Annotated in this window: 37 protein-coding genes; 36 read left to right on the top strand and 1 reads right to left on the bottom strand. The window is 39.5% G+C overall.

What is annotated here, in order from left to right; genetic code table 11:
- The first annotated feature begins 115 nt into the window (after positions 1-115).
- The 36 genes from BN161_RS05160 (at position 116) to BN161_RS04990 (ending at position 19,929) form a co-directional block, all read left to right on the top strand.
- Entirely contained in the window at positions 116-424 is a 309-nt protein-coding gene (locus tag BN161_RS05160) for a DUF3467 domain-containing protein (RefSeq protein WP_007212063.1), read from the top strand.
- A gap of 117 nt (positions 425-541) precedes the next feature.
- Positions 542-949, top strand: a complete 408-nt coding sequence (rpsL, locus tag BN161_RS05155) for a 30S ribosomal protein S12 (RefSeq protein WP_007212064.1) — start codon at positions 542-544, stop codon at positions 947-949.
- 155 nt (positions 950-1,104) lie between these two features.
- Positions 1,105-1,581, top strand: a complete 477-nt coding sequence (gene rpsG / locus BN161_RS05150; RefSeq protein ID WP_007219566.1) for a 30S ribosomal protein S7 — start codon at positions 1,105-1,107, stop codon at positions 1,579-1,581.
- Positions 1,582-1,633: 52 nt separating this feature from the next.
- Positions 1,634-3,751, top strand: coding sequence for an elongation factor G (gene fusA, locus BN161_RS05145; protein WP_044263547.1), 2,118 nt, complete (start codon positions 1,634-1,636; stop codon positions 3,749-3,751).
- An 83-nt stretch (positions 3,752-3,834) separates the two neighbouring features.
- Positions 3,835-4,140, top strand: coding sequence for a 30S ribosomal protein S10 (gene rpsJ, locus BN161_RS05140; protein ID WP_002558075.1), 306 nt, complete (start codon positions 3,835-3,837; stop codon positions 4,138-4,140).
- 19 nt (positions 4,141-4,159) lie between these two features.
- Positions 4,160-4,777: a 50S ribosomal protein L3 gene (gene rplC / locus BN161_RS05135; RefSeq protein ID WP_007212067.1), complete on the top strand. Its 618-nt coding sequence runs from the start codon at positions 4,160-4,162 to the stop codon at positions 4,775-4,777.
- Positions 4,777-5,403 carry a 50S ribosomal protein L4 gene (gene rplD / locus BN161_RS05130; protein ID WP_007212068.1) on the top strand — a complete coding sequence of 209 codons (627 nt, stop codon included), beginning with the start codon at positions 4,777-4,779 and terminating at the stop codon, positions 5,401-5,403. Before rplC ends, rplD begins: the two co-directional genes overlap by 1 nt.
- A 16-nt stretch (positions 5,404-5,419) precedes the next feature.
- A complete protein-coding gene (rplW, locus tag BN161_RS05125; protein WP_007212069.1) occupies positions 5,420-5,713 on the top strand; it encodes a 50S ribosomal protein L23 in 294 nt (97 codons plus the stop codon).
- A 5-nt stretch (positions 5,714-5,718) separates the two neighbouring features.
- On the top strand, positions 5,719-6,543 hold the full coding sequence (rplB, locus tag BN161_RS05120; protein WP_044263543.1) for a 50S ribosomal protein L2: 825 nt from the start codon (positions 5,719-5,721) through the stop codon (positions 6,541-6,543).
- Between the two features lie 20 nt (positions 6,544-6,563).
- A complete protein-coding gene (gene rpsS, locus BN161_RS05115; protein WP_044263540.1) occupies positions 6,564-6,833 on the top strand; it encodes a 30S ribosomal protein S19 in 270 nt (89 codons plus the stop codon).
- Between the two features lie 34 nt (positions 6,834-6,867).
- Entirely contained in the window at positions 6,868-7,278 is a 411-nt protein-coding gene (gene rplV, locus BN161_RS05110; RefSeq protein WP_004291236.1) for a 50S ribosomal protein L22, read from the top strand.
- 5 nt (positions 7,279-7,283) lie between these two features.
- On the top strand, positions 7,284-8,015 hold the full coding sequence (gene rpsC / locus BN161_RS05105; protein ID WP_007212072.1) for a 30S ribosomal protein S3: 732 nt from the start codon (positions 7,284-7,286) through the stop codon (positions 8,013-8,015).
- A gap of 23 nt (positions 8,016-8,038) precedes the next feature.
- Positions 8,039-8,473 (top strand): 50S ribosomal protein L16, encoded by a 435-nt coding sequence (gene rplP, locus BN161_RS05100; protein WP_007212073.1) that lies wholly within the window; start codon positions 8,039-8,041, stop codon positions 8,471-8,473.
- Between the two features lie 5 nt (positions 8,474-8,478).
- Positions 8,479-8,676 (top strand): 50S ribosomal protein L29, encoded by a 198-nt coding sequence (gene rpmC, locus BN161_RS05095; RefSeq protein WP_007212074.1) that lies wholly within the window; start codon positions 8,479-8,481, stop codon positions 8,674-8,676.
- Positions 8,673-8,942: a 30S ribosomal protein S17 gene (rpsQ, locus tag BN161_RS05090; protein ID WP_125910754.1), complete on the top strand. Its 270-nt coding sequence runs from the start codon at positions 8,673-8,675 to the stop codon at positions 8,940-8,942. Before rpmC ends, rpsQ begins: the two co-directional genes overlap by 4 nt.
- A 2-nt stretch (positions 8,943-8,944) precedes the next feature.
- Positions 8,945-9,310, top strand: coding sequence for a 50S ribosomal protein L14 (rplN, locus tag BN161_RS05085; protein WP_007212076.1), 366 nt, complete (start codon positions 8,945-8,947; stop codon positions 9,308-9,310).
- Positions 9,311-9,330: 20 nt separating this feature from the next.
- On the top strand, positions 9,331-9,663 hold the full coding sequence (gene rplX / locus BN161_RS05080) for a 50S ribosomal protein L24 (RefSeq protein WP_044263537.1): 333 nt from the start codon (positions 9,331-9,333) through the stop codon (positions 9,661-9,663).
- Positions 9,663-10,220, top strand: a complete 558-nt coding sequence (rplE, locus tag BN161_RS05075) for a 50S ribosomal protein L5 (RefSeq protein ID WP_044263536.1) — start codon at positions 9,663-9,665, stop codon at positions 10,218-10,220. The genes rplX and rplE overlap by 1 nt, the downstream gene beginning before the upstream one ends.
- Before the next feature lie 4 nt (positions 10,221-10,224).
- Entirely contained in the window at positions 10,225-10,524 is a 300-nt protein-coding gene (gene rpsN / locus BN161_RS05070; protein WP_044263533.1) for a 30S ribosomal protein S14, read from the top strand.
- Positions 10,525-10,577: 53 nt separating this feature from the next.
- Positions 10,578-10,973, top strand: coding sequence for a 30S ribosomal protein S8 (gene rpsH, locus BN161_RS05065; RefSeq protein ID WP_004291226.1), 396 nt, complete (start codon positions 10,578-10,580; stop codon positions 10,971-10,973).
- A gap of 15 nt (positions 10,974-10,988) precedes the next feature.
- Entirely contained in the window at positions 10,989-11,558 is a 570-nt protein-coding gene (gene rplF / locus BN161_RS05060) for a 50S ribosomal protein L6 (protein ID WP_044263531.1), read from the top strand.
- A gap of 21 nt (positions 11,559-11,579) precedes the next feature.
- Positions 11,580-11,924, top strand: coding sequence for a 50S ribosomal protein L18 (rplR, locus tag BN161_RS05055; RefSeq protein WP_044263530.1), 345 nt, complete (start codon positions 11,580-11,582; stop codon positions 11,922-11,924).
- Between the two features lie 5 nt (positions 11,925-11,929).
- On the top strand, positions 11,930-12,445 hold the full coding sequence (gene rpsE / locus BN161_RS05050) for a 30S ribosomal protein S5 (RefSeq protein ID WP_007212082.1): 516 nt from the start codon (positions 11,930-11,932) through the stop codon (positions 12,443-12,445).
- Positions 12,446-12,455: 10 nt separating this feature from the next.
- Positions 12,456-12,632 carry a 50S ribosomal protein L30 gene (gene rpmD, locus BN161_RS05045; protein ID WP_005929058.1) on the top strand — a complete coding sequence of 59 codons (177 nt, stop codon included), beginning with the start codon at positions 12,456-12,458 and terminating at the stop codon, positions 12,630-12,632.
- A gap of 30 nt (positions 12,633-12,662) precedes the next feature.
- Positions 12,663-13,109, top strand: a complete 447-nt coding sequence (gene rplO, locus BN161_RS05040; RefSeq protein ID WP_044263529.1) for a 50S ribosomal protein L15 — start codon at positions 12,663-12,665, stop codon at positions 13,107-13,109.
- A gap of 4 nt (positions 13,110-13,113) precedes the next feature.
- Entirely contained in the window at positions 13,114-14,454 is a 1,341-nt protein-coding gene (secY, locus tag BN161_RS05035) for a preprotein translocase subunit SecY (RefSeq protein WP_007212085.1), read from the top strand.
- Positions 14,455-14,466: 12 nt separating this feature from the next.
- On the top strand, positions 14,467-15,264 hold the full coding sequence (gene map, locus BN161_RS05030; RefSeq protein ID WP_044263528.1) for a type I methionyl aminopeptidase: 798 nt from the start codon (positions 14,467-14,469) through the stop codon (positions 15,262-15,264).
- Positions 15,265-15,273: 9 nt separating this feature from the next.
- Positions 15,274-15,492, top strand: a complete 219-nt coding sequence (infA, locus tag BN161_RS05025) for a translation initiation factor IF-1 (RefSeq protein ID WP_002558052.1) — start codon at positions 15,274-15,276, stop codon at positions 15,490-15,492.
- 9 nt (positions 15,493-15,501) lie between these two features.
- Positions 15,502-15,618 carry a type B 50S ribosomal protein L36 gene (ykgO, locus tag BN161_RS28455; RefSeq protein WP_002558051.1) on the top strand — a complete coding sequence of 39 codons (117 nt, stop codon included), beginning with the start codon at positions 15,502-15,504 and terminating at the stop codon, positions 15,616-15,618.
- A gap of 34 nt (positions 15,619-15,652) precedes the next feature.
- The gene (gene rpsM, locus BN161_RS05020) at positions 15,653-16,033 is read left to right on the top strand and encodes a 30S ribosomal protein S13 (RefSeq protein ID WP_007212087.1); all 381 of its coding nucleotides are present in this window, start codon (positions 15,653-15,655) and stop codon (positions 16,031-16,033) included.
- Positions 16,034-16,044: 11 nt separating this feature from the next.
- Positions 16,045-16,434, top strand: a complete 390-nt coding sequence (rpsK, locus tag BN161_RS05015; RefSeq protein ID WP_007212088.1) for a 30S ribosomal protein S11 — start codon at positions 16,045-16,047, stop codon at positions 16,432-16,434.
- Positions 16,435-16,550: 116 nt separating this feature from the next.
- Positions 16,551-17,156, top strand: a complete 606-nt coding sequence (gene rpsD, locus BN161_RS05010; RefSeq protein ID WP_007212089.1) for a 30S ribosomal protein S4 — start codon at positions 16,551-16,553, stop codon at positions 17,154-17,156.
- A 13-nt stretch (positions 17,157-17,169) separates the two neighbouring features.
- Positions 17,170-18,162, top strand: a complete 993-nt coding sequence (locus BN161_RS05005) for a DNA-directed RNA polymerase subunit alpha (protein ID WP_007212090.1) — start codon at positions 17,170-17,172, stop codon at positions 18,160-18,162.
- 3 nt (positions 18,163-18,165) lie between these two features.
- Positions 18,166-18,675, top strand: a complete 510-nt coding sequence (rplQ, locus tag BN161_RS05000; protein ID WP_044263525.1) for a 50S ribosomal protein L17 — start codon at positions 18,166-18,168, stop codon at positions 18,673-18,675.
- Between the two features lie 170 nt (positions 18,676-18,845).
- Entirely contained in the window at positions 18,846-19,280 is a 435-nt protein-coding gene (locus BN161_RS04995) for a hypothetical protein (RefSeq protein ID WP_044263524.1), read from the top strand.
- Positions 19,281-19,389: 109 nt separating this feature from the next.
- Complete coding sequence (locus tag BN161_RS04990) at positions 19,390-19,929, top strand: hypothetical protein (protein ID WP_044263523.1); 540 nt, start codon at positions 19,390-19,392, stop codon at positions 19,927-19,929.
- A 39-nt stretch (positions 19,930-19,968) separates the two neighbouring features.
- On the opposite strand, the gene BN161_RS04985 is transcribed toward BN161_RS04990, so the two are convergent.
- Entirely contained in the window at positions 19,969-21,780 is a 1,812-nt protein-coding gene (locus BN161_RS04985) for a MutS family DNA mismatch repair protein (protein WP_044263521.1), read from the bottom strand.
- Between the last annotated feature and the right edge of the window lie 117 nt (positions 21,781-21,897).

The raw sequence follows: 21,897 nt of genomic DNA, 5'->3' as shown, positions 1-21,897 counted from the left end.
TTGATTATTAAATAGGAAAGGGGAGGTGTCTTTTTTAGGATGTCTCCTCTTTTGTTTTTGGAATAAAATATTATTCTTACCTTTGAATACTCAAAAGCTTAATCGTAAAACGAAAATGGAAAACAGAGAAATGAATAATCAGTTACAAATAGAACTGAAAGAAGATGTTGCGCAAGGTACGTATGCTAATTTAGCTGTGATCACACATTCCAGTTCTGAATTTATAGTAGATTTTGTACGTGTAATGCCGGGAATGCCTAAAGCCAGTGTGAAGTCTCGTATTGTACTGGCTCCGGAACATGCAAAGAGATTATTGCGTGCTTTGGAAGAAAATATAGGTAAATATGAACGTACATTTGGCTCCATCAGATTGTTGGATGAACAATCAATTCCACCTATGACGAACCTCAAAGGGGAGGCATAAAATCAAAAAAAAACTTGTAGTGCATTGATTATTCAAATATTATTCGTATTTTTGCAGCCCAAAAGTGTATAGCTACGAAATTAATATAACAATAATATATAATTAAAAACAATTAAAATGCCTACAATTCAGCAATTAGTAAGAAAAGGACGCGAGGTGTTGGTGGAGAAAAGTAAGTCACCGGCTCTTGATTCATGTCCTCAAAGACGTGGCGTTTGCGTGAGAGTGTATACAACCACTCCGAAAAAACCGAATTCTGCAATGCGTAAAGTTGCGCGTGTACGTTTGACCAATGGCAAAGAGGTGAACTCTTACATTCCGGGAGAAGGACATAACTTGCAGGAGCACTCTATTGTATTAGTACGTGGTGGTCGTGTAAAAGACCTTCCGGGTGTACGTTATCACATTGTTCGTGGTACATTGGATACTGCGGGTGTTGCAGGTCGTACTCAAAGACGTTCTAAATACGGATCTAAACGTCCGAAACCGGGACAACAGGCTGCACCGGCTAAGAAGAAAAAATAAATAGTAGCCTTACACTGTAAGCAGTTAAATTAAAAGTAATAACTTACGTTTTAGTTTATTGGAAATGCTAAAGGTTGAGTAAATTCTCCAGAGGGAGAGTTGAAGAAGTCAAGAAGTAAACAACCAAGAACGAAAAACATTATTCTTTCAAACAAATGAGAAAAGCAAAACCCAAAAAACGCGTTATCCTGCCGGATCCCGTGTTTAATGATCAAAAGGTTTCAAAATTCGTAAACCATCTGATGTATGACGGAAAGAAGAATACCTCTTATGAAATCTTCTACGCCGCTCTGGAAACAGTAAAAACAAAACTTCCTAACGAAGAAAAATCAGCCCTTGAAATTTGGAAAAAGGCATTGGATAATGTAACTCCGCAGGTTGAAGTTAAGTCTCGTCGTGTAGGTGGTGCTACATTCCAAGTTCCTACTGAAATCCGCCCGGATCGTAAAGAGTCAGTTTCTATGAAGAACTTGATCCTTTTTGCTCGCAAGCGTGGTGGTAAATCAATGGCTGATAAATTGGCCGCTGAGATTATGGATGCGTATAATGAACAAGGTGGTGCTTTCAAACGTAAAGAAGATATGCACAGAATGGCTGAAGCTAACCGTGCATTTGCTCATTTCAGATTCTAATACTATAAGAATAACCGATAGATTAAAAACTTAAAGTAAAAGGAATTTAAAAATGGCTAAGCAAGATTTACATTTGACGCGTAATATTGGTATCATGGCTCACATTGATGCCGGAAAAACAACAACCTCTGAACGTATCCTGTTTTATACGGGTTTGACTCACAAAATTGGAGAAGTACATGATGGTGCTGCTACAATGGACTGGATGGCGCAGGAACAGGAACGTGGTATTACTATTACTTCTGCTGCTACTACAACTCGTTGGAAATATGCAGGTGATACTTATAAGATCAACTTGATTGATACTCCGGGACACGTTGACTTTACTGCTGAAGTAGAGCGTTCTTTGCGTATCTTGGATGGTGCTGTTGCTGCATATTGTGCAGTGGGTGGTGTTGAACCGCAGTCTGAGACTGTATGGCGCCAGGCTGATAAGTACAATGTGCCGCGTATTGCTTATGTGAACAAGATGGACCGTTCTGGAGCTGACTTCTTTGAGGTCGTTCGCCAGATGAAGGCCGTTTTGGGTGCTAATCCTTGCCCGATTGTTATTCCTATAGGCGCTGAAGAGTCTTTCAAAGGTCTGGTTGATCTGATCAAGATGAAAGCTATCTATTGGCATGACGAAACTATGGGTGCTGACTACACTGCAGAGGAAATCCCTGCTAATTTGGTTGACGAAGCTAACGAATGGAGAGATAAGATGCTCGAAAAGGTGGCAGAGTTTGACGATGCTTTGATGGAGAAATATTTCGATGATCCTTCTACTATTACAGAAGAAGAAGTATTGAGAGCTCTTCGTAAGGCTACTGTACAGATGGCTGTAGTTCCGATGCTGTGTGGTTCTTCATTTAAGAATAAAGGTGTACAGACGCTGCTTGACTATGTTTGCGCATTCTTGCCTTCTCCATTGGACACTGAAAATGTAGTTGGAACAAATCCTGATACCGGTGCTGAAGAAGATCGTAAGCCCAGTGATGATGAAAAGACTTCTGCATTGGCATTTAAGATTGCTACTGACCCGTATGTAGGTCGTTTGACTTTCTTCCGAGTTTACTCTGGTAAGATTGAAGCAGGCTCTTATATTTATAACTCTCGTTCTGGTAAGAAAGAACGCGTGTCTCGTCTGTTCCAGATGCATTCAAACAAACAGAATCCTGTTGAAGTAATCGGTGCTGGTGATATTGGTGCAGGTGTTGGATTCAAGGATATTCATACTGGTGATACATTGTGTGATGAAGATGCACCGATTGTATTGGAGTCTATGGACTTCCCTGAACCGGTTATTGGTATCGCAATAGAGCCGAAGACTCAGAAGGATATGGACAAACTGTCTAACGGTTTGGCTAAATTGGCTGAAGAAGATCCGACGTTTACTGTGAAGACTGACGAACAAACAGGTCAGACTGTTATCTCTGGTATGGGTGAACTTCACTTGGATATCATTATTGACCGTTTGAAACGTGAGTTTAAAGTAGAATGTAATCAGGGTAAACCTCAGGTAAATTACAAAGAGGCTATCACGAAGACAGTTAACTTGCGTGAAGTTTATAAGAAACAATCTGGTGGACGTGGTAAATTTGCGGATATTATCGTAAATATTGGCCCTGTAGATGAAGACTTTACTCAAGGCGGCTTGCAGTTTATAGATGAAGTAAAAGGTGGTAATATTCCTAAAGAATTTATTCCGTCTGTTCAGAAAGGCTTTACTACTGCAATGAAGAATGGTGTGTTGGCAGGTTATCCTTTGGATTCACTGAAGGTTACTTTGCTTGATGGTTCTTTCCACCCTGTTGACTCTGATCAGTTATCATTCGAAATCTGTGCTATCCAGGCATATAAAAGTGCCTGCGCTAAGGCAGGTCCTGTGCTTATGGAGCCTATTATGAAACTGGAAGTTGTAACTCCGGAAGAAAACATGGGTGATGTAATCGGTGACTTGAATAAGCGCCGTGGTCAGGTAGAGGGTATGGAGTCCAGTCGTTCAGGTGCTCGTATCGTGAAGGCAATGGTACCGTTGTCAGAAATGTTTGGTTACGTAACTGCATTACGTACAATTACTTCTGGTCGAGCTACTTCATCAATGGTTTATTCTCATCATGCTCAAGTTTCTAACTCTATTGCTAAGGCAGTGTTGGAAGAAGTCAAAGGGCGTGCTGATTTGATCTAAAATATTTAGAATCCGTAGGCTAGCGAATGACTCTTAGCCTACGGAATTTTATCTTGTTATAATATTAATAATTAATCAAACTAATGAGTCAGAAAATTAGAATTAAATTGAAATCTTACGACCACAACTTGGTTGATAAATCAGCTGAGAAGATTGTAAGAACGGTGAAGGCAACGGGTGCCATCGTTAGCGGTCCGATTCCTCTCCCTACGCACAAGCGTATCTTTACCGTGAACCGTTCGACTTTCGTAAACAAGAAGTCGCGTGAACAGTTTGAACTCTCTTCTTATAAGAGACTGATCGACATCTATAGCTCAACTGCTAAGACTGTAGACGCTCTGATGAAGTTGGAGTTACCGAGTGGTGTGGAAGTAGAAATCAAAGTTTAGTATTTAAATTTTAAGTGAAATGCCAGGATTATTAGGAAAAAAAATCGGAATGACATCCGTTTTCAGTGCCGAGGGTAAGAATGTACCATGCACTGTTATCGAAGCAGGTCCTTGTGTTGTTACTCAAGTTAAAAGTGTCGAAAAAGATGGCTATGCAGCTGTTCAGTTGGGCTTCCAGGATAAGAAGGAGAAGCATACGACTAAACCGTTGATGGGGCACTTTAAGAAGGCTGGAGTAACTCCCAAGAAACACTTGGCTGAGTTCAAAGAATTTGAAACAGAGTTAAATCTGGGTGACACTGTTACCGTAGAATTGTTCAATGATGTAACGTTCGTTGATGTTATCGGAACTTCTAAAGGTAAGGGTTTTCAAGGTGTAGTTAAAAGACATGGTTTTGGTGGTGTAGGTCAAGCTACTCACGGTCAACACAATCGTGCTCGTAAACCGGGTTCTATCGGTGCCTGTTCATACCCTGCAAAAGTATTCAAAGGAATGCGTATGGGTGGTCAACTTGGCGGCGACAGAGTGACTGTTCAAAACTTACAGGTATTAAAGGTTCTTCCGGATCACAACCTTCTTTTGATTAAGGGGTCTGTTCCCGGTTGCAAAGGTTCAATCGTAATAATTGAAAAATAATGGAAGTTAACGTATATAACATTAAAGGTGAAGACACTGGGAGAAAGATTACGTTAAACGAGTCTATCTTCGGAATTGAGCCCAACGACCATGCTATCTATTTAGACGTAAAACAATTTATGGCTAATCAGCGTCAGGGTACACACAAATCAAAAGAAAGAAGTGAGATAAGTGGTTCTACTCGTAAAATCGGTCGTCAGAAAGGCGGTGGCGGTGCACGTCGTGGTGACATGAATTCACCGGTACTTGTTGGTGGTGCTCGTGCTTTCGGTCCTAAACCTAGAGATTACTACTTCAAGTTGAATAAAAAAGTAAAGACATTAGCTCGTAAGTCAGCTTTGGCATATAAAGCTCAGAACAATGCAGTTGTTATTGTAGAAGACTTTAATTTTGAAGCTCCGAAAACGAAAGATTTTGTTGCTATGACAAAAAAACTTAAAGTTTCTGACAAAAAGCTGCTTGTAATTTTACCAGAAGCAAATAAAAACGTATATTTGTCGGCTCGTAACGTGGAAAGTGCAAATGTACAGACGGTCTCAGGATTAAATACTTACAGAGTATTGAATGCGGGGGTTGTTGTGTTTACTGAAAGCGCTCTTTCGGCTATTGACAATATCTTAATGTAAAAAGGAGGCTTAAATAATGGGAATTATTATTAAACCGTTAGTAACAGAGAAAATGACAGCAATTACTGATAAGGCGAACAACCGTTTCGGCTTTATTGTGCGTCCTGATGCTAACAAACTGGAAATTAAGAGTGAAGTTGAAGCCTTATATAACGTTACGGTAGTTGATGTAAATACGGTTAAGTATGCAGGCAAAAATAAAAGCCGTTATACAAAAGCTGGTATCATCAATGGTCGTACGAGTGCTTATAAAAAAGCAATCGTTACGTTGAAAGAAGGAGATACTATTGATTTTTATAGCAATATTTAAAAGAAATGGCAGTACGTAAATTTAAGCCCACAACACCGGGGCAAAGACATAAAATTATTGGTACCTTTGAGGGAATTACTGCGCGGGTACCAGAAAAATCTCTTGTTTATGGCAAGAAGTCTTCAGGTGGTCGTAACAGCGAAGGTAAGATGACTATGCGCTACATCGGTGGCGGTCATAAGAAGATTATCAGAATTGTAGATTTCAAGAGAAATAAGGACGGTGTGCCTGCAGTGGTTAAAACAATAGAATATGACCCGAATCGTTCAGCTCGTATTGCTTTGTTGTTTTATGCAGATGGAGAAAAAAGATATATAATTGCTCCCAATGGATTGCAAGTAGGTGCGACTTTGATGTCAGGTGAAAATGCAGCTCCGGAAATTGGTAATGCACTTCCTCTTCAGAATATTCCGGTTGGTACTGTAATTCATAACATTGAATTACGTCCGGGTCAAGGCGCTGCTTTGGTTCGTTCGGCTGGTAATTTTGCTCAGCTAACTTCAAGAGAAGGTAAATATTGTGTTATCAAGTTGCCTTCAGGTGAAGTTAGACAAATACTTAGCACTTGTAAAGCTACTATCGGTAGTGTTGGTAATTCAGATCATGGATTGGAAAGTTCAGGTAAAGCTGGACGTTCTCGTTGGATGGGCCGTCGCCCACGTAACCGTGGTGTTGTGATGAACCCGGTTGATCACCCAATGGGTGGTGGTGAAGGACGTGCTTCAGGAGGACACCCAAGATCTCGTAAGGGATTGTATGCTAAGGGACTTAAGACTAGAGCTCCGAAGAAACAATCGTCTAAGTATATTATTGAGAGAAGAAAGAAGTAATCTGATTAATTGAGTAAACTATGAGTCGTTCATTAAAAAAAGGTCCGTATATTAACGTTAAGCTTGAGAAGAAAGTTCTTGCTATGAATGAATCAGGCAAGAAAATTGTTGTTAAGACTTGGGCCAGAGCTTCAATGATTTCGCCTGATTTCGTAGGCCATACAGTTGCAGTTCATAACGGAAATAAATTTATTCCTGTATACGTTACCGAAAATATGGTAGGGCACAAGTTGGGCGAATTTGCTCCAACTCGTACTTTCAGAGGACACGCTGGTAATAAGAAAAGATAACAGGATTTATCTGAAATAATAAAGTATAAATATAATGGGAGCAAGAAAAAAAATATCGGCTGAAAAAAGAAAAGAAGCCCTTAAGACCATGTATTTTGCAAAGTTGCAGAATGTTCCTACTTCCCCTCGCAAAATGCGTCTCGTGGCTGACATGATTCGCGGGATGGAAGTGAATAGAGCACTTGGCGTTTTGAAGTTTTCTTCAAAAGAAGCAGCTGCCAGAGTTGAGAAATTACTGCGCTCTGCAATTGCTAACTGGGAGCAGAAAAACGAACGTAAAGCTGAAAGTGGCGAATTATTTGTAACGAAGATTTTTGTTGATGGTGGTGCTACACTCAAAAGAATGAGACCGGCTCCGCAGGGTAGAGGTTACAGAATTCGTAAGCGTTCAAATCACGTAACGTTGTTCGTTGGTTCTAAAAGTAATAACGAAGATCAAAATTAAGGTAAATGGGACAAAAAGTTAATCCAATAAGCAACCGTTTAGGAATTATCAGAGGATGGGATTCCAATTGGTATGGTGGAAATAATTACGGCGATTCTCTGCTGGAAGATAGCAAGATTCGTAAATATTTGAACGCTAGACTTGCAAAAGCCAGTGTCTCAAGAATCGTAATTGAACGTACACTGAAACTCGTGACTATTACCGTTTGTACTGCACGTCCGGGTATTATTATCGGTAAAGGTGGCCAAGAAGTTGATAAGTTGAAAGAAGAGTTGAAGAAGGTTACCGATAAGGATATTCAGATCAATATCTTCGAAGTGAAAAGGCCAGAGTTGGATGCTGTTATAGTTGCAAACAACATCGCTCGTCAGGTAGAGGGAAAGATTGCCTATCGCCGTGCCATTAAAATGGCTATCGCTAATACAATGCGTATGGGTGCTGAAGGTATCAAAATTCAGATTTCAGGACGTTTGAATGGAGCTGAAATGGCTCGTTCTGAAATGTATAAGGAAGGAAGAACTCCGTTGCACACTTTCAGAGCAGATATTGACTACTGTCATGCAGAAGCATTGACTAAGGTTGGTCTTCTCGGTATTAAAGTTTGGATCTGTAGAGGTGAAGTTTTCGGTAAGAGAGAATTAGCTCCGAACTTTACGCAAAGCAAAGAAAGCGGTCGTGGAAGCAATAGCGGAAACAATGGCGGAAAGAACTTCAAAAGAAAGAAAAATAATCGCTAAACGAATTTGAATTTTTAGGAATTATGTTACAACCGAAAAAGACAAAATTCAGAAGACAACAAAAAGGCCGTCAAAAAGGTATTGCCCAGAGAGGTAATCAGTTGGCTTTCGGTTCTTTTGGAATTAAGGCTTTGGAAACAAAATGGATTACAGGCCGTCAGATCGAAGCTGCTCGTATTGCAGTGACAAGATATATGCAACGTCAAGGACAAATTTGGATTCGTATTTTCCCGGATAAACCTATTACCAGAAAACCAGCTGATGTACGTATGGGTAAAGGTAAAGGTGCTCCAGAGGGCTTTGTTGCCCCTGTTACTCCGGGAAGAATTATTATCGAAGCCGAAGGGGTATCTTATGAAATCGCAAAAGAAGCTTTGCGCTTAGCTGCACAGAAGCTTCCTATTACAACTAAGTTTGTTGTAAGACGTGATTATGATATTCAAAATCAAAATGCGTAATGGATATGAAAATAGCAGAAATTAAAGAAATACCTACCAATGATCTGGTAGAAAGAGTAGAGGCAGAAGTGACAAACTATAATCAAATGGTTCTGAATCATTCTATTTCTCCTTTGGACAATCCTGCTCAGATTAAACAATTACGCAGGACTATTGCGCGTATGAAAACTGAATTACGCCAAAGAGAACTTAACAATAAATGATGAGCTTGATGGAAGCAAGAAATTTAAGAAAAGAAAGAACTGGGGTTGTGCTGAGCAATAAAATGGAGAAGACCATTACAGTGGCAGCTAAGTTTAAAGAAAAACACCCCATATATGGTAAGTTCGTTAGCAAGACTAAGAAGTACCATGCTCATGATGAAAATAATGAGTGCAATATCGGTGATACTGTACTTATTATGGAGACTCGTCCTTTGAGCAAGACTAAAAGATGGAGATTGGTAGAAATAATTGAAAGAGCTAAGTAATTATGATACAAGTAGAATCCAGAATTACAGTATGTGATAACAGTGGAGCAAAAGAGGCCCTCTGTATTCGCGTTTTGGGCGGTACGGGTCGTCGTTATGCTTCAGTGGGGGACGTGATTGTTGTTTCTGTAAAGAGCGTCATTCCTTCAAGTGATATTAAAAAAGGTGCAGTGTCTAAAGCTTTGATCGTACGTACTAAGAAAGAAATCCGTCGTCCCGATGGCTCTTATATACGTTTTGATGATAATGCTTGCGTATTGTTGAACAATGCAGGCGAGATTAGAGGTAGTCGTATTTTCGGTCCGGTAGCTCGTGAACTTCGTGCTACCAACATGAAAGTTGTGTCACTCGCTCCTGAAGTACTTTAATTTTGTAAAAGATTTAAGTAATGAGTAAATTACATATTAAAAAAGGCGATACAGTTTACGTAAATGCTGGTGAAGACAAAGGCAAAACTGGTCGTGTGTTGAAGGTTCTTGTTGATAAAAATCGTGCAATTGTTGAAGGTGTCAACATGGTGTCCAAGAGCACTAAGCCTAATGCAAAGAACCCTCAGGGTGGTATTGTGAAGCAGGAAGCTTCTATCCATTTGTCTAACTTGAATCCCGTAGATCCTAAGACGGGTAAAGCTACGCGTATCAGTCGTAAAGTAACTATTGGTGAAAACGGTAAGAAGACTATTGCACGTGTTTCTAAAAAATCAGGAGAGGAGATTAAGTAATGAGTAATACTGCAAGCCTTAAGAAAGAATATGTAGAGCGTATTGCGCCTGCATTGAAATCACAGTTCCAGTATTCTTCTTCGATGCAGGTACCCGTACTTAAGAAGATTGTTATCAATCAGGGTTTGGGTATGGCTGTTGCTGATAAGAAGATTATCGAAGTGGCAATTAATGAAATGACTGCTATCACAGGTCAGAAAGCTGTTGCAACCATTTCTCGTAAAGATATCGCTAACTTTAAGTTGCGTAAGAAAATGCCGATTGGCGTTATGGTAACTTTGCGTCGTGAGAGAATGTACGAATTTCTTGAAAAATTGGTTCGTGTAGCTCTTCCCCGTATCCGTGACTTCAAGGGTATTGAAAGTAAGTTTGATGGAAAAGGTAACTATACTCTTGGTATTCAGGAGCAAATCATTTTCCCTGAAATTAATATCGATAGTATTACCAGAATTCTCGGAATGAATATTACCTTTGTAACCTCTGCACAAACAGATGAAGAAGGTTATGCCTTGTTGAAAGAATTCGGTTTACCGTTTAAAAACGCTAAAAAAGATTGATAATATGGCAAAGGAATCAATGAAAGCACGTGAAGTAAGACGTGCTAAATTAGTAGCCAAATATGCCGAGAAGAGAGCTGCATTGAAGCAAATCGTTAGAATTGGTGACCCTGCTGAAGCTTTTGAAGCTGCACAGAAATTGCAGGAGTTGCCTAAGAATTCTAATCCGATTCGTATGCATAACCGTTGCAAGTTGACTGGTCGTCCTAAAGGATATATCCGTCAATTCGGTATCTCCAGAATTCAATTCCGTGAGATGGCTTCTAACGGTCTTATTCCCGGTATTAAGAAAGCAAGCTGGTAATTTTTGTTTTAAATATTGTCAGGGTAGGCCTGATTAATTTAATTTTTTATTATATGACTGATCCAATAGCAGATTATTTGACGAGGTTGCGGAACGCTATTCAAGCAAAGCACAGAGTTGTAGAAGTTCCCGCTTCAAATTTGAAAAAAGAAATCACTAAGATTCTTTTTGAGAAAGGCTACATCCTTAATTATAAGTTTGTAGAAGATGGTCCTCAAGGTACAATTAAGGTTGCCTTGAAGTATGATCCGGTTAATAAGGTAAACGCAATTAAGAAACTGGAAAGAATTTCTTCTCCGGGTTTGCGCCAGTACACCGGCTACAAGGACATGCCGCGAGTTATTAATGGTTTGGGTATTGCTATAATATCTACTTCCAAAGGTGTAATGACCAACAAAGAAGCCGCTGAACTGAAAATAGGTGGTGAAGTTTTGTGTTATGTATATTAATAGGAGGAATTAGCAATGTCAAGAATAGGAAAATTACCCATTAGTATTCCCGCTGGAGTAACAATTACTCTGAAAGAAAATGTGGTTACCGTGAAGGGACCCAAAGGCGAACTTAGCCAATATATAGATCCTGCTATCAATGTTGCCATCGAAGATGGTCATGTGACTTTGAGTGAGAATGAAAATGCAATGTTGGATAATCCCAAACAAAAGCATGCATTCCATGGTTTGTACCGCTCTTTGGTTCACAACATGGTTGTTGGTGTATCTGAAGGATATAAAAAAGAATTGGAACTTGTAGGTGTAGGTTATCGTGCTTCTAATCAAGGCAATATTATTGAGTTGTCTTTAGGTTATACGCATAGTATCTTCATACAGTTGCCTCCTGAAGTTAAGGTAGAGACAAAATCTGAAAGAAATAAGAACCCTCTTATTATTTTAGAGTCTTGCGATAAACAATTGCTGGGTCAAGTTTGCTCTAAGATACGTTCTTTCCGTAAGCCCGAACCGTATAAAGGTAAAGGTGTTAAGTTTGTTGGTGAAGAAATTCGTAGAAAGTCAGGTAAATCTGCCGGCGCTAAGTAATTTACATAAAATAAGAATGTTATGACAACAAAAATAGAAAGACGAATTAAAATCAAATATAGAGTACGCAATAAAATTTCAGGTACTGCTGAACGTCCGCGTATGAGTGTATTTAGAAGTAATAAGCAAATCTATGTCCAGCTTATCGACGATTTGGGTGGTAAGACTTTGGCTGCTGCTTCTTCTTTGGGTATAACTGAGAAGTTGCCAAAGAAAGAACAAGCTGCAAAGGTTGGAGAGTTGATTGCTAAAAAAGCTCAGGAAGCAGGTATTACTACTGTTGTTTTCGACCGTAATGGTTACTTGTATCATGGGAGAGTAAAAGAAGTAGCTGATGCTGCTCGTAACGGTGGACTTAAATTTTAATCATTATGGCAATTAATAATAGAGTTAAGATTACAAACGATATAGAACTAAAAGACCGTTTGGTTGCTATCAATCGTGTAACCAAAGTAACCAAAGGTGGTAGAACTTTTAGTTTCTCTGCAATTGTTGTTGTAGGTAACGAAGAAGGTATCATCGGTTGGGGTCTTGGTAAAGCTGGTGAAGTTACCGCTGCTATTGCTAAGGGTGTTGAATCAGCTAAGAAGAATCTGACGAAAGTACCTGTACTGAAAGGTACTGTTCCTCACGAACAGTCCGCTAAGTTTGGTGGCGCGGAAGTATTCATCAAGCCTGCTTCTCATGGTACAGGTGTAGTTGCCGGTGGTGCAATGCGTGCAGTACTTGAAAGTGTTGGTATTACAGACGTTTTGGCTAAGTCAAAAGGATCTTCTAATCCACACAACTTGGTGAAGGCTACTATTCTGGCGTTGGGTGAAATGCGTGACGCACGTATGGTTGCTCAAAACAGAGGAATTAGTATTGAAAAAGTATTTAGAGGATAAGGAGGAATATATGTCGACTATAAAGATTAAACAAGTTAAAAGTAGAATTGGTGCTCCGGCTGATCAGAAAAGAACTCTCGATGCACTGGGACTTCGTAAGTTGAATCGTGTGGTTGAACACGAGTGTACTCCTTCAATTCTTGGAATGGTGGATAAGGTTAAACACTTGGTTACCATTGTTAAGTAATTATTTGTTGAATATAAAACGAATTACAATATGAACTTAAGTAATTTAAAACCTGCAGAAGGATCTACTAAAACAAGAAAGAGAATTGGACGCGGTCCAGGTTCTGGCTTGGGAGGTACTTCTACCAGAGGTCATAAGGGAGCTAAATCAAGATCTGGTTATTCTAAGAAGATCGGTTTTGAAGGTGGTCAGATGCCTCTCCAACGTCGTGTTCCTAAATTTGGTTTTAAGAACATTAATCGTGTAGAGTATAAGGCTATCAACTTGGATACAATTCAGAAACTTGCTGAAGCTAAGAAGTTGGAATCAGTTGGAATTAATGACTTTATCGCTGCTGGTTTTATTTCTTCAAATCAGTTGGTGAAAGTATTAGGTAATGGAACTTTGACTACAAAGTTGGATGTGCAAGCTCATGCATTCTCTAAGACTGCTATTGCTGCCATTGAAGCTGCTGGTGGAAGTGTAGTAAAACTCTAATTCGATGAGAAAAGCTATTGAAACATTAAAGAATATATGGAAAATTGAGGATCTGAGACAACGGATCCTCATTACCATATTGTTTGTGGCAATCTACCGTTTTGGCTCGTATGTCGTACTGCCTGGTATTAATCCGGCTATGTTGACACAATTGCATCAACAAACAAGCGAGGGCCTCTTAGCCTTATTAAACATGTTTTCGGGAGGAGCATTCTCTAATGCATCTATTTTTGCGTTAGGAATTATGCCTTATATCTCTGCTTCAATCGTTATTCAGTTGTTGGGGATTGCGGTTCCGTATTTCCAGAAACTTCAACGTGAAGGTGAGAGTGGTAGAAGAAAAATGAACCAGTATACTCGTTATTTGACGATTATTATTTTGTTGGTTCAGGCTCCTTCTTATTTGCTCAATCTTAAAATGCAGGCCGGTCCTTCCTTAAATGCTTCATTAGATTGGACTCTGTTCATGATTACCTCTACCATTATCTTGGCAGCTGGTAGTATGTTTATTTTGTGGCTTGGTGAGAGAATCACTGATAAGGGTATCGGTAATGGTATTTCATTTATCATCTTAATCGGTATTATTGCCCGTTTGCCTCAGTCCTTATTCCAGGAATTAATTTCCCGTATGACTGATAAGACAGGTGGTTTGGTTATGTTCTTAATTGAAATCGTATTCCTGTTGCTGGTAATTGCAGCTGCAATTTTGTTGGTGCAAGGTACAAGAAAAATTCCTGTACAATATGCTAAAAGAATTGTAGGAAACAAACAATATGGTGGTGCAAGACAATACATTCCTTTGAAAGTGAATGCAGCTGGTGTAATGCCTATCATCTTTGCTCAGGCAATTATGTTTATCCCTATCACCTTTATTGGTTTTTCAAATGTAGATCATGTGAGCGGTTTTGTACGTGCATTTACTGATCATACAAGCTTCTGGTATAATTTCGTATTTGCAATAATGATTATACTGTTTACGTATTTTTATACTGCAATTACGATTAACCCGACTCAGATGGCTGAGGATATGAAGAGAAATAATGGTTTCATTCCGGGTATCAAGCCGGGAAAGAAGACAGCCGAATATATTGATGATATTATGTCTCGTATAACATTGCCTGGTTCTTTCTTCTTGGCTTTGGTAGCTATTATGCCAGCGTTTGCTGGTATTTTTGGTGTGAAAGCTGAATTTGCTCAATTCTTCGGCGGTACATCTTTGTTAATTCTTGTAGGTGTGGTTCTTGATACACTCCAGCAGATTGAAAGTCACTTGTTGATGAGACATTATGACGGTCTGTTGAAATCTGGTCGTATTAAAGGACGTAGTAATGTAGCTGCATATTAATCTTTTTATAAGATGATATTTCTTAAAACGGAAGATGAAATAGAGCTGCTCCGTGAGAGTAATTTGCTTGTCGGGAGGACATTGGCTGAAGTTGCAAAACTGGTAGGGCCGGGAGTTACTACAAAGGAACTGGATAAAGTAGCGGAAGAGTTTATCAGAGATCATGGTGCTGTTCCTACTTTCAAAGGTTTTCCAAATCAATATGGTGATCCATTTCCAGCTTCGTTGTGTACATCGGTCAATGAACAGGTGGTACATGGTATTCCTGGAGATATAGTACTGAAAGAAGGTGATATTGTATCGGTTGATTGTGGTACTTATATGAATGGGTTTTGTGGTGATTCTGCCTATACATTTTGTGTAGGAGAAGTAGATGAGGAAGTTCGCAAATTACTGAAGGTTACTAAAGAGGCATTATACATCGGAATAGAAAATGCCGTTCAAGGAAAACGGTTGGGTGATATTGGATATGCAATACAAGAACATTGTGAGTCCAATTCATTCGGTGTAGTGCGTGAGTTTGTTGGTCATGGTATAGGTAAAGAGATGCACGAAGATCCTCAGGTTCCTAATTATGGAAAACGTGGTTATGGAACTATGTTAAAGAAAGGTCTTTGTATTGCTATTGAACCAATGATTACGCAAGGTAGTCGCCAAATAGTAATGGAGCGTGATGGTTGGACGGTGAGAACTAAGGATTGGAAGTATGCAGCTCATTTTGAGCATACAGTGGCTGTTGGCACTGGTAAAGCTGATATCTTATCATCGTTTGAGTTCATAGAAGAAGTATTAGGAGATAAAGCAATTTAAAAAAATAATATGGCTAAGCAATCTGCAATAGAACAAGATGGAGTTATTGTTGAAGCATTGTCTAATGCAATGTTTCGTGTTGAATTAGAAAACGGACATGAGATTACTGCACATATTTCCGGTAAGATGCGAATGCATTACATTAAAATCCTGCCGGGGGATAAAGTAAGAGTCGAAATGTCTCCTTACGATTTATCGAAAGGAAGAATTGTATTTAGATATAAATAAAATTAAGATATGAAAGTAAGAGCATCTTTAAAGAAACGTACGCCAGAATGTAAGATCGTTAGACGCAATGGCCGTTTGTATGTTATTAACAAGAAAAATCCTAAGTATAAACAACGTCAAGGATAATATTATTATTTTTGCAAAAAAAATAATTTAGTATATGGCTATAAGAATAGTTGGTGTCGATTTGCCTCAGAATAAGAGAGGTGAAGTTGCGTTGACCTATATCTATGGAATAGGTCGTAGTAGTTCAGCAAAGATTTTGGATAAAGCTGGTGTAGATAAAGACCTGAAGGTGAAAGACTGGACGGACGATCAAGCTGCCAAGATTCGTGAGATCATTGGTGCAGAATTTAAAGTAGAAGGTGACCTTCGCTCGGAAGTTCAATTGAACATCAAACGTTTGATGGATATTGGTTGTTACCGTGGTGTACGTCATCGTATCGGTTTGCCTGTAAGAGGACAGAGCACAAAGAATAATGCTCGTACTCGTAAGGGTAGAAAGAAAACCGTTGCAAATAAGAAAAAAGCTACTAAATAATAATTGTTGATATGGCAAAAAAAACAGTTGCAGCAAAGAAGAGAAATGTGAAAGTTGACGCTAATGGACAGTTGCATGTTCATTCATCTTTCAACAATATTATTGTTTCTCTTGCAAACAGTGAAGGGCAGATTATTTCTTGGTCATCTGCTGGTAAAATGGGATTTAGAGGTTCTAAGAAGAACACTCCTTATGCAGCACAGATGGCTGCCCAGGATTGTGCGAAGATAGCATTTGATCTTGGCCTGAGAAAGGTAAAAGCATATGTGAAGGGTCCAGGTAACGGACGTGAGTCTGCTATTAGAACTATTCACGGTGCAGGTATCGAAGTTACTGAAATCGTTGATGTAACTCCGCTTCCACATAATGGTTGTCGTCCTCCGAAAAGACGTAGAGTTTAAGATTTACCTTTAATAAAAATGATCTTGATTTTGTTTTTGGATTACATTAATTTCTCTCTGTAATCGCGGCTGCAACAAATTGAGTTCATGAATAAAACAATTAAAATTTAAAAGAAATGGCTAGATATACTGGACCAAAATCAAGAATAGCCCGTAAATTCGGTGAAGGTATCTTCGGAGCAGATAAAGTATTGTCAAAGAAGAACTATCCCCCCGGACAACACGGTAATTCCAGAAAAAGAAAAACTTCTGAGTATGGTGTTCAACTTCGTGAGAAACAGAAGGCCAAATACACCTATGGAGTTTTAGAGAAACAATTCCGCAACCTGTTTGAAAAGGCAGAAACAGCTAAAGGTATTACCGGTGAAATTCTGCTTCAGTTGCTCGAAGGTCGTCTTGATAACATTGTATTCCGTTTAGGTATTGCTCCTACTCGTGCAGCTGCTCGTCAGTTGGTGGGTCACAAGCATATTACTGTGGATGGTGAAGTGGTAAATATTCCTTCATTTGCAGTAAAACCGGGTCAGGTAATTGGTGTTCGTGAAAGATCTAAATCTTTGGAAGTAATTGCTAATTCACTGGCTGGCTTTAACCACAGCAAATATCCTTGGTTGGAATGGGATGATAACTCTAAGGTTGGTAAATTGTTGCATGTACCTGAAAGAGCAGACATTCCTGAAAACATTAAAGAGCATTTGATCGTAGAATTGTATTCTAAATAAAATAATTAATTTCATGGCGATATTAGCATTTCAAAAACCTGATAAAGTATTAATGTTGGAAGCGGATTCTAGATTCGGTAAATTCGAATTTCGTCCGTTGGAGCCCGGTTTTGGTATTACCGTTGGTAATGCGCTACGCCGCATCCTGCTTTCGTCATTAGAGGGTTTTGCTATCACTACTATCAAAATAGATGGTGTTGAGCATGAGTTCTCTAGCGTACCGGGAGTTAAAGAGGATGTTACTAACATTATCTTGAATCTGAAACAGGTGAGATTCAAGCAAGTAGTTGAAGAATTCGAAAGTGAGAAAGTAAGTATTACAATCGAAAATTCTAGTGAATTTAAAGCAGGTGACATAGGTAAGTATTTGACTGGATTTGAAGTGTTAAATCCTGAATTAGTTATTTGTCATTTAGATTCTAAAGCAACTATGCAAATCGATATTACGATTAACAAAGGTCGTGGATATGTTCCGGCTGATGAAAACCGCGAATATTGCACGGATGTTAACGTAATTCCTATCGATTCCATTTATACACCGATACGTAATGTGAAGTATCAGATTGAACCGTTCCGTGTTGAACAAAAGACGGACTACGACAAATTGGTACTTGAGATTACTACCGACGGTTCTATTCATCCGAAGGAAGCGCTGAAAGAAGCTGCAAAGATTCTGATTTATCACTTCATGCTCTTCTCTGACGAGAAGATTACATTGGAAAGCAATGATGTGGATGGCAATGAAGAATTTGATGAAGAAGTATTGCACATGCGTCAATTGTTGAAAACTAAACTTGTTGATATGGACTTATCGGTTCGTGCCCTCAACTGCTTGAAAGCTGCCGATGTAGAAACATTGGGTGATTTGGTACAATTCAATAAGACGGATTTGCTGAAATTCAGAAACTTCGGAAAGAAATCGCTTACTGAGCTTGATGATTTGCTGGAAAGTCTGAATCTTTCGTTTGGAACCGATATTTCTAAATATAAATTAGATAAAGAATAAAAAATGAGACATAATAAGAAATTCAATCATTTAGGTCGTACTGCTTCTCACAGAAACGCGATGTTATCTAACATGGCATGTTCTTTGATTAAGCACAAAAGAATCACTACGACTGTTGCAAAGGCTAAAGCTCTGAAGAAGTTTGTTGAGCCTTTGATTACAAAGTCAAAGGATGACACGACTAACTCTCGTCGTGTTGTATTCAGCAATCTGCAAGACAAGCAAGTTGTAACGGAACTGTTCAAGGAAATCTCTGTGAAGATTGCTGACCGTCCGGGTGGTTATACTCGTATCATCAAGACAGGACACCGTCTAGGTGACAATGCTGAAATGTGCTTTATTGAACTCGTTGATTACAACGAAAACATGGCTAAGGAAAAGGTTGCTAAGAAAGCTACTCGTACCCGCCGTTCTAAGAAAGCAGCTACTGAAGCTGCTGCTCCGGCAGAAGCTCCGGTTGCTGAAGCACCGGCAGTTGAAGAGGCAAAAGCTGAAGAAGCTAAAGCTGAATAAATCGACTATTCTTTTCAATATAAAAGCCGTCTCTTGTGAAAGGGACGGCTTTTTTTACTCTGCATTCGGATATTTTGGGAGGAAAGAAGATATATCTTTCCTAAACATTCATTAAAAGGTTCTACTATTAAACAATTAAATGAAACAAACTGTTATCTTTGCAGATAGATATGGCAAAGTTTCTAAAGGTGATATTATTCCTGGTCCTTGCTACTGCCTTTTGTGGAAGTGTGAGTGATGCATTTACCGTACAGACGGTAGATGAAATGGTTATTGCCGCTCAAGTTAGTTTAGGAGAAGAGGGGAATACACAGCGAAATGATGTTCGGCAAGGAAGTTATATTCCGGCTCCTAAACTGCCATACTTGTCAGATGCAGAACTTGCAAGTTCCGCTGGAACTACTCAGTTGCTCACCTTTTCACGTGCGCAACGTTCGTATACAACAGAATATATCCTTTCGTTAAAAGACATGATAGAGCGGCTGGCTCATCGTGACGATGTATTGTCATTGCATCGCTCGAAGTTATTTGATACCAGTACCTCTTATCGCTGCCATCCTGCGTGTGAATATTATGTATTTACGCTCAGGCGAATTATCATTTAGACGTTTAATGAATTTAGATTTTTTTGCCTTATATGGTCATAGACTGTACGAGGTGATTATTGGTATGTTTTATCAGTTAAACTTTTATTCATTTTAAACGATTTAAATTATGGCAACTCAAGCAATTGACGCAACTATTTTTGCGTCTACACACCCCGATATCGCAAAACGCACAAGTGTCTCCGGACTAATTCTTTCAGTGGCAATGCTGCTGTTAGGTATCCTTGTATTCGTATCAACTTTTGAAGTAACTGACCGCTCATCTACGCTTAGTATGTTGTTGATGGTGTTAGGTACGGCATTTTTCCTCTTAGGAATATTCCGTTTGTTCTGGAAATCTAAAGAAGTGGTATATATTCCGACAGGAAGTATTACTAAGGAACGCAGTGTGTTCTTCGATTTGAAACACATGGGTAAGTTGAAAGAGATGATTGAAAAAGGCCAACTTTCTATTGAAGAAGGTGTAAAGAGTGAAGGAAGCGGTAATGTACGTTTGGATGTTATACTTTCTCAAGATAATAAATTTGCAGCCGTTCAGCTGTTCCAGTTTGTGCCTTATACATACACTCCAGTAACCTCTGTACATTATTATACAGGGAATGACGCAGCAACCATATCGGCTTTCTTGGCGAAGTGCAAAGTGAACTAACCCTCAGGGTTTCTGGACTTAACTTTGAAGTTATGGGGATCAGTCGGTAACGGCTATCCCCATTTTTTTCATCAGGAAACAGGCATTCATATTCTGAGCTACTCCTTCGCGCAGACGATAAGAAAAGGTCAGTTCATTACCTGTGATGTCGGCTTCGAATCGGTAATTATGGATGTCATCAGGATAAATGTCGGCAAGCGTGCCGAGCATCAGGTCGTGAGTAGCGATGATACCATTTGCCTGTAAAGTCATGAATTGTTTGATAAGGGCGAGCGAGCCTTTTTGCTTATCCATGGAGTTGGTGCCTTTTAGAATCTCATCAAGGATGATGAAAAACTCTTCACCGGCTTGCAGTTTGTCGATGATAAGTTTCAGACGTTTCAGTTCTGCAAAGAAATAGGATTCGTTATCATTCAGGGAGTCGCTGGTGCGCAGACTGGTGATGAGCTGAACAGGATACAGTTCCATACTCCGGGCACAAACGGGGGTGCCGATGCAAGCTAGCAAATAGTTGATGCCTACCGTACGAAGATACGTACTTTTGCCTGCCATATTTGCTCCGGTGATAATAATGAAGAAAGGCCGTTTTTCTATATCAATGTCATTGCGTACACATTTGTCGCGGTTCATCAGTGGATGTCCCATAGATGCGGCGCGGAGGCTGAAAGACCGGGTGCTAATAATAGGGTAGGAGTAATCTGGATGATTATAGGCGAATGTGGCCAGTGAACACAGTGCATCCATGTGAGCGATAGCTGTCAGCCAGCGTGGCAGTTCAGAAGCATATTGCTCTTTCCATCCTTCAATTTGTATGATTTTGCGGATTTCCCAGAAGAATAATCCGTTGAGGGTGGCATATATGTAGGCGTTGTTTCGCTGATCGAGTTCGTTCATAAGCTTACTTAGACGCTGGATGGAGTGAGAAGCCGTCTGTTTTTCATCACCGATCCACTCTCTCACTTCCTTCAATATCGGACTTTTCATGGGTTGGTTCTCTATAAGTCGGAGCAGATTGGCATACGTTGCTAATATCTGTAGCTTCTTTCCGTAGACAGCTTGCATTTTAGTGATTTTACTAGTGAAGCAAAAGCTAGCAAAAACAAAGCATAACCATAGAATACCGAAAACTGTGAGCGGAATAATGCCTGCAATAGCCAATGCTATACATAAGATATTTATTCCACCCGCCAATAGCGGTAGCATGCGAAAGAAAATATTCTTCCGGAAGACACTGGGACTCTTAGCCCATGCCTTTAATTCATCTTCATCAGCAGCTTTTCCTTTATAGAGCAGTCCCAGAATACGGAATTCTTGTCGAAAGTTCAATTCCGATGCCAGTTCGCGAATGGCTTCCTGTCGGGATTCTATCTCTTTCTTATTTACCAGATGCGTACCCAGCCAATTGGCTAACAAGCTTTTTCCAAGTTGCGTACAGGTACGGTTTATATACTGAAAAAGAGAATGTGGACCAAACACATCCAGGTCATAACTGTACAGGTGTGCCGGATTGATAAATTCTGTTCCGTCTTCAAAAGAGGATGTGTCATAATTCTGCGCCGAAAGTTCTTGTTCATTGATTGCTATCTTTTTTTCCAGATAATCTTTCCGGTGAAACAGCCGGTTGTGATACTTTATCAACAGGATAAAAGGCAGAAGTGTAACGGCAATGATCCCTATCAATACTATCCAGCCTGATGACCAGAAATATATAATTCCCGCAATTCCTGCAACAAATAACAATAATCGCAGTGAGCCTATGCGGTAAATCTTGTTTTGTACTTTATTTAATTCCGAACGTCCTTCTTCAGCGATGCGCTGATAAGTGGCGGTTATTTCATTGGTTGTGTTCATTCTATTGTCTCTTTGCCGCAAAGGTAAAATAAGCCTGCTTTATAACCAAATGCTTCATCTGCTTTCTCTTGCTCTAATTAAGAACTTAGCATCCATATTTATGTTTCCTTTAAGAGT

The organism is Bacteroides timonensis (genome assembly GCF_000513195.1).
GTDB lineage: Bacteria > Bacteroidota > Bacteroidia > Bacteroidales > Bacteroidaceae > Bacteroides > Bacteroides timonensis.
Note: the sequence above shows the minus strand (reverse complement) of the source record. Positions and strands in the feature narration are given on the sequence as shown.

Bases quoted from the DNA above. Each gene is read 5' to 3' on its own strand.
- BN161_RS05160 (WP_007212063.1), top strand. From the start codon at position 116: ATGGAAAACAGAGAAATGAATAATCAGTTACAAATAGAACTGAAAGAA.
- rpsL (WP_007212064.1), top strand. From the start codon at position 542: ATGCCTACAATTCAGCAATTAGTAAGAAAAGGACGCGAGGTGTTGGTG.
- rpsG (WP_007219566.1), top strand. From the start codon at position 1,105: ATGAGAAAAGCAAAACCCAAAAAACGCGTTATCCTGCCGGATCCCGTG.
- fusA (WP_044263547.1), top strand. From the start codon at position 1,634: ATGGCTAAGCAAGATTTACATTTGACGCGTAATATTGGTATCATGGCT.
- rpsJ (WP_002558075.1), top strand. From the start codon at position 3,835: ATGAGTCAGAAAATTAGAATTAAATTGAAATCTTACGACCACAACTTG.
- rplC (WP_007212067.1), top strand. From the start codon at position 4,160: ATGCCAGGATTATTAGGAAAAAAAATCGGAATGACATCCGTTTTCAGT.
- rplD (WP_007212068.1), top strand. From the start codon at position 4,777: ATGGAAGTTAACGTATATAACATTAAAGGTGAAGACACTGGGAGAAAG.
- rplW (WP_007212069.1), top strand. From the start codon at position 5,420: ATGGGAATTATTATTAAACCGTTAGTAACAGAGAAAATGACAGCAATT.
- rplB (WP_044263543.1), top strand. From the start codon at position 5,719: ATGGCAGTACGTAAATTTAAGCCCACAACACCGGGGCAAAGACATAAA.
- rpsS (WP_044263540.1), top strand. From the start codon at position 6,564: ATGAGTCGTTCATTAAAAAAAGGTCCGTATATTAACGTTAAGCTTGAG.
- rplV (WP_004291236.1), top strand. From the start codon at position 6,868: ATGGGAGCAAGAAAAAAAATATCGGCTGAAAAAAGAAAAGAAGCCCTT.
- rpsC (WP_007212072.1), top strand. From the start codon at position 7,284: ATGGGACAAAAAGTTAATCCAATAAGCAACCGTTTAGGAATTATCAGA.
- rplP (WP_007212073.1), top strand. From the start codon at position 8,039: ATGTTACAACCGAAAAAGACAAAATTCAGAAGACAACAAAAAGGCCGT.
- rpmC (WP_007212074.1), top strand. From the start codon at position 8,479: ATGAAAATAGCAGAAATTAAAGAAATACCTACCAATGATCTGGTAGAA.
- rpsQ (WP_125910754.1), top strand. From the start codon at position 8,673: ATGATGAGCTTGATGGAAGCAAGAAATTTAAGAAAAGAAAGAACTGGG.
- rplN (WP_007212076.1), top strand. From the start codon at position 8,945: ATGATACAAGTAGAATCCAGAATTACAGTATGTGATAACAGTGGAGCA.
- rplX (WP_044263537.1), top strand. From the start codon at position 9,331: ATGAGTAAATTACATATTAAAAAAGGCGATACAGTTTACGTAAATGCT.
- rplE (WP_044263536.1), top strand. From the start codon at position 9,663: ATGAGTAATACTGCAAGCCTTAAGAAAGAATATGTAGAGCGTATTGCG.
- rpsN (WP_044263533.1), top strand. From the start codon at position 10,225: ATGGCAAAGGAATCAATGAAAGCACGTGAAGTAAGACGTGCTAAATTA.
- rpsH (WP_004291226.1), top strand. From the start codon at position 10,578: ATGACTGATCCAATAGCAGATTATTTGACGAGGTTGCGGAACGCTATT.
- rplF (WP_044263531.1), top strand. From the start codon at position 10,989: ATGTCAAGAATAGGAAAATTACCCATTAGTATTCCCGCTGGAGTAACA.
- rplR (WP_044263530.1), top strand. From the start codon at position 11,580: ATGACAACAAAAATAGAAAGACGAATTAAAATCAAATATAGAGTACGC.
- rpsE (WP_007212082.1), top strand. From the start codon at position 11,930: ATGGCAATTAATAATAGAGTTAAGATTACAAACGATATAGAACTAAAA.
- rpmD (WP_005929058.1), top strand. From the start codon at position 12,456: ATGTCGACTATAAAGATTAAACAAGTTAAAAGTAGAATTGGTGCTCCG.
- rplO (WP_044263529.1), top strand. From the start codon at position 12,663: ATGAACTTAAGTAATTTAAAACCTGCAGAAGGATCTACTAAAACAAGA.
- secY (WP_007212085.1), top strand. From the start codon at position 13,114: ATGAGAAAAGCTATTGAAACATTAAAGAATATATGGAAAATTGAGGAT.
- map (WP_044263528.1), top strand. From the start codon at position 14,467: ATGATATTTCTTAAAACGGAAGATGAAATAGAGCTGCTCCGTGAGAGT.
- infA (WP_002558052.1), top strand. From the start codon at position 15,274: ATGGCTAAGCAATCTGCAATAGAACAAGATGGAGTTATTGTTGAAGCA.
- ykgO (WP_002558051.1), top strand. From the start codon at position 15,502: ATGAAAGTAAGAGCATCTTTAAAGAAACGTACGCCAGAATGTAAGATC.
- rpsM (WP_007212087.1), top strand. From the start codon at position 15,653: ATGGCTATAAGAATAGTTGGTGTCGATTTGCCTCAGAATAAGAGAGGT.
- rpsK (WP_007212088.1), top strand. From the start codon at position 16,045: ATGGCAAAAAAAACAGTTGCAGCAAAGAAGAGAAATGTGAAAGTTGAC.
- rpsD (WP_007212089.1), top strand. From the start codon at position 16,551: ATGGCTAGATATACTGGACCAAAATCAAGAATAGCCCGTAAATTCGGT.
- BN161_RS05005 (WP_007212090.1), top strand. From the start codon at position 17,170: ATGGCGATATTAGCATTTCAAAAACCTGATAAAGTATTAATGTTGGAA.
- rplQ (WP_044263525.1), top strand. From the start codon at position 18,166: ATGAGACATAATAAGAAATTCAATCATTTAGGTCGTACTGCTTCTCAC.
- BN161_RS04995 (WP_044263524.1), top strand. From the start codon at position 18,846: ATGGCAAAGTTTCTAAAGGTGATATTATTCCTGGTCCTTGCTACTGCC.
- BN161_RS04990 (WP_044263523.1), top strand. From the start codon at position 19,390: ATGGCAACTCAAGCAATTGACGCAACTATTTTTGCGTCTACACACCCC.
- BN161_RS04985 (WP_044263521.1), bottom strand. From the start codon at position 21,780: ATGAACACAACCAATGAAATAACCGCCACTTATCAGCGCATCGCTGAA.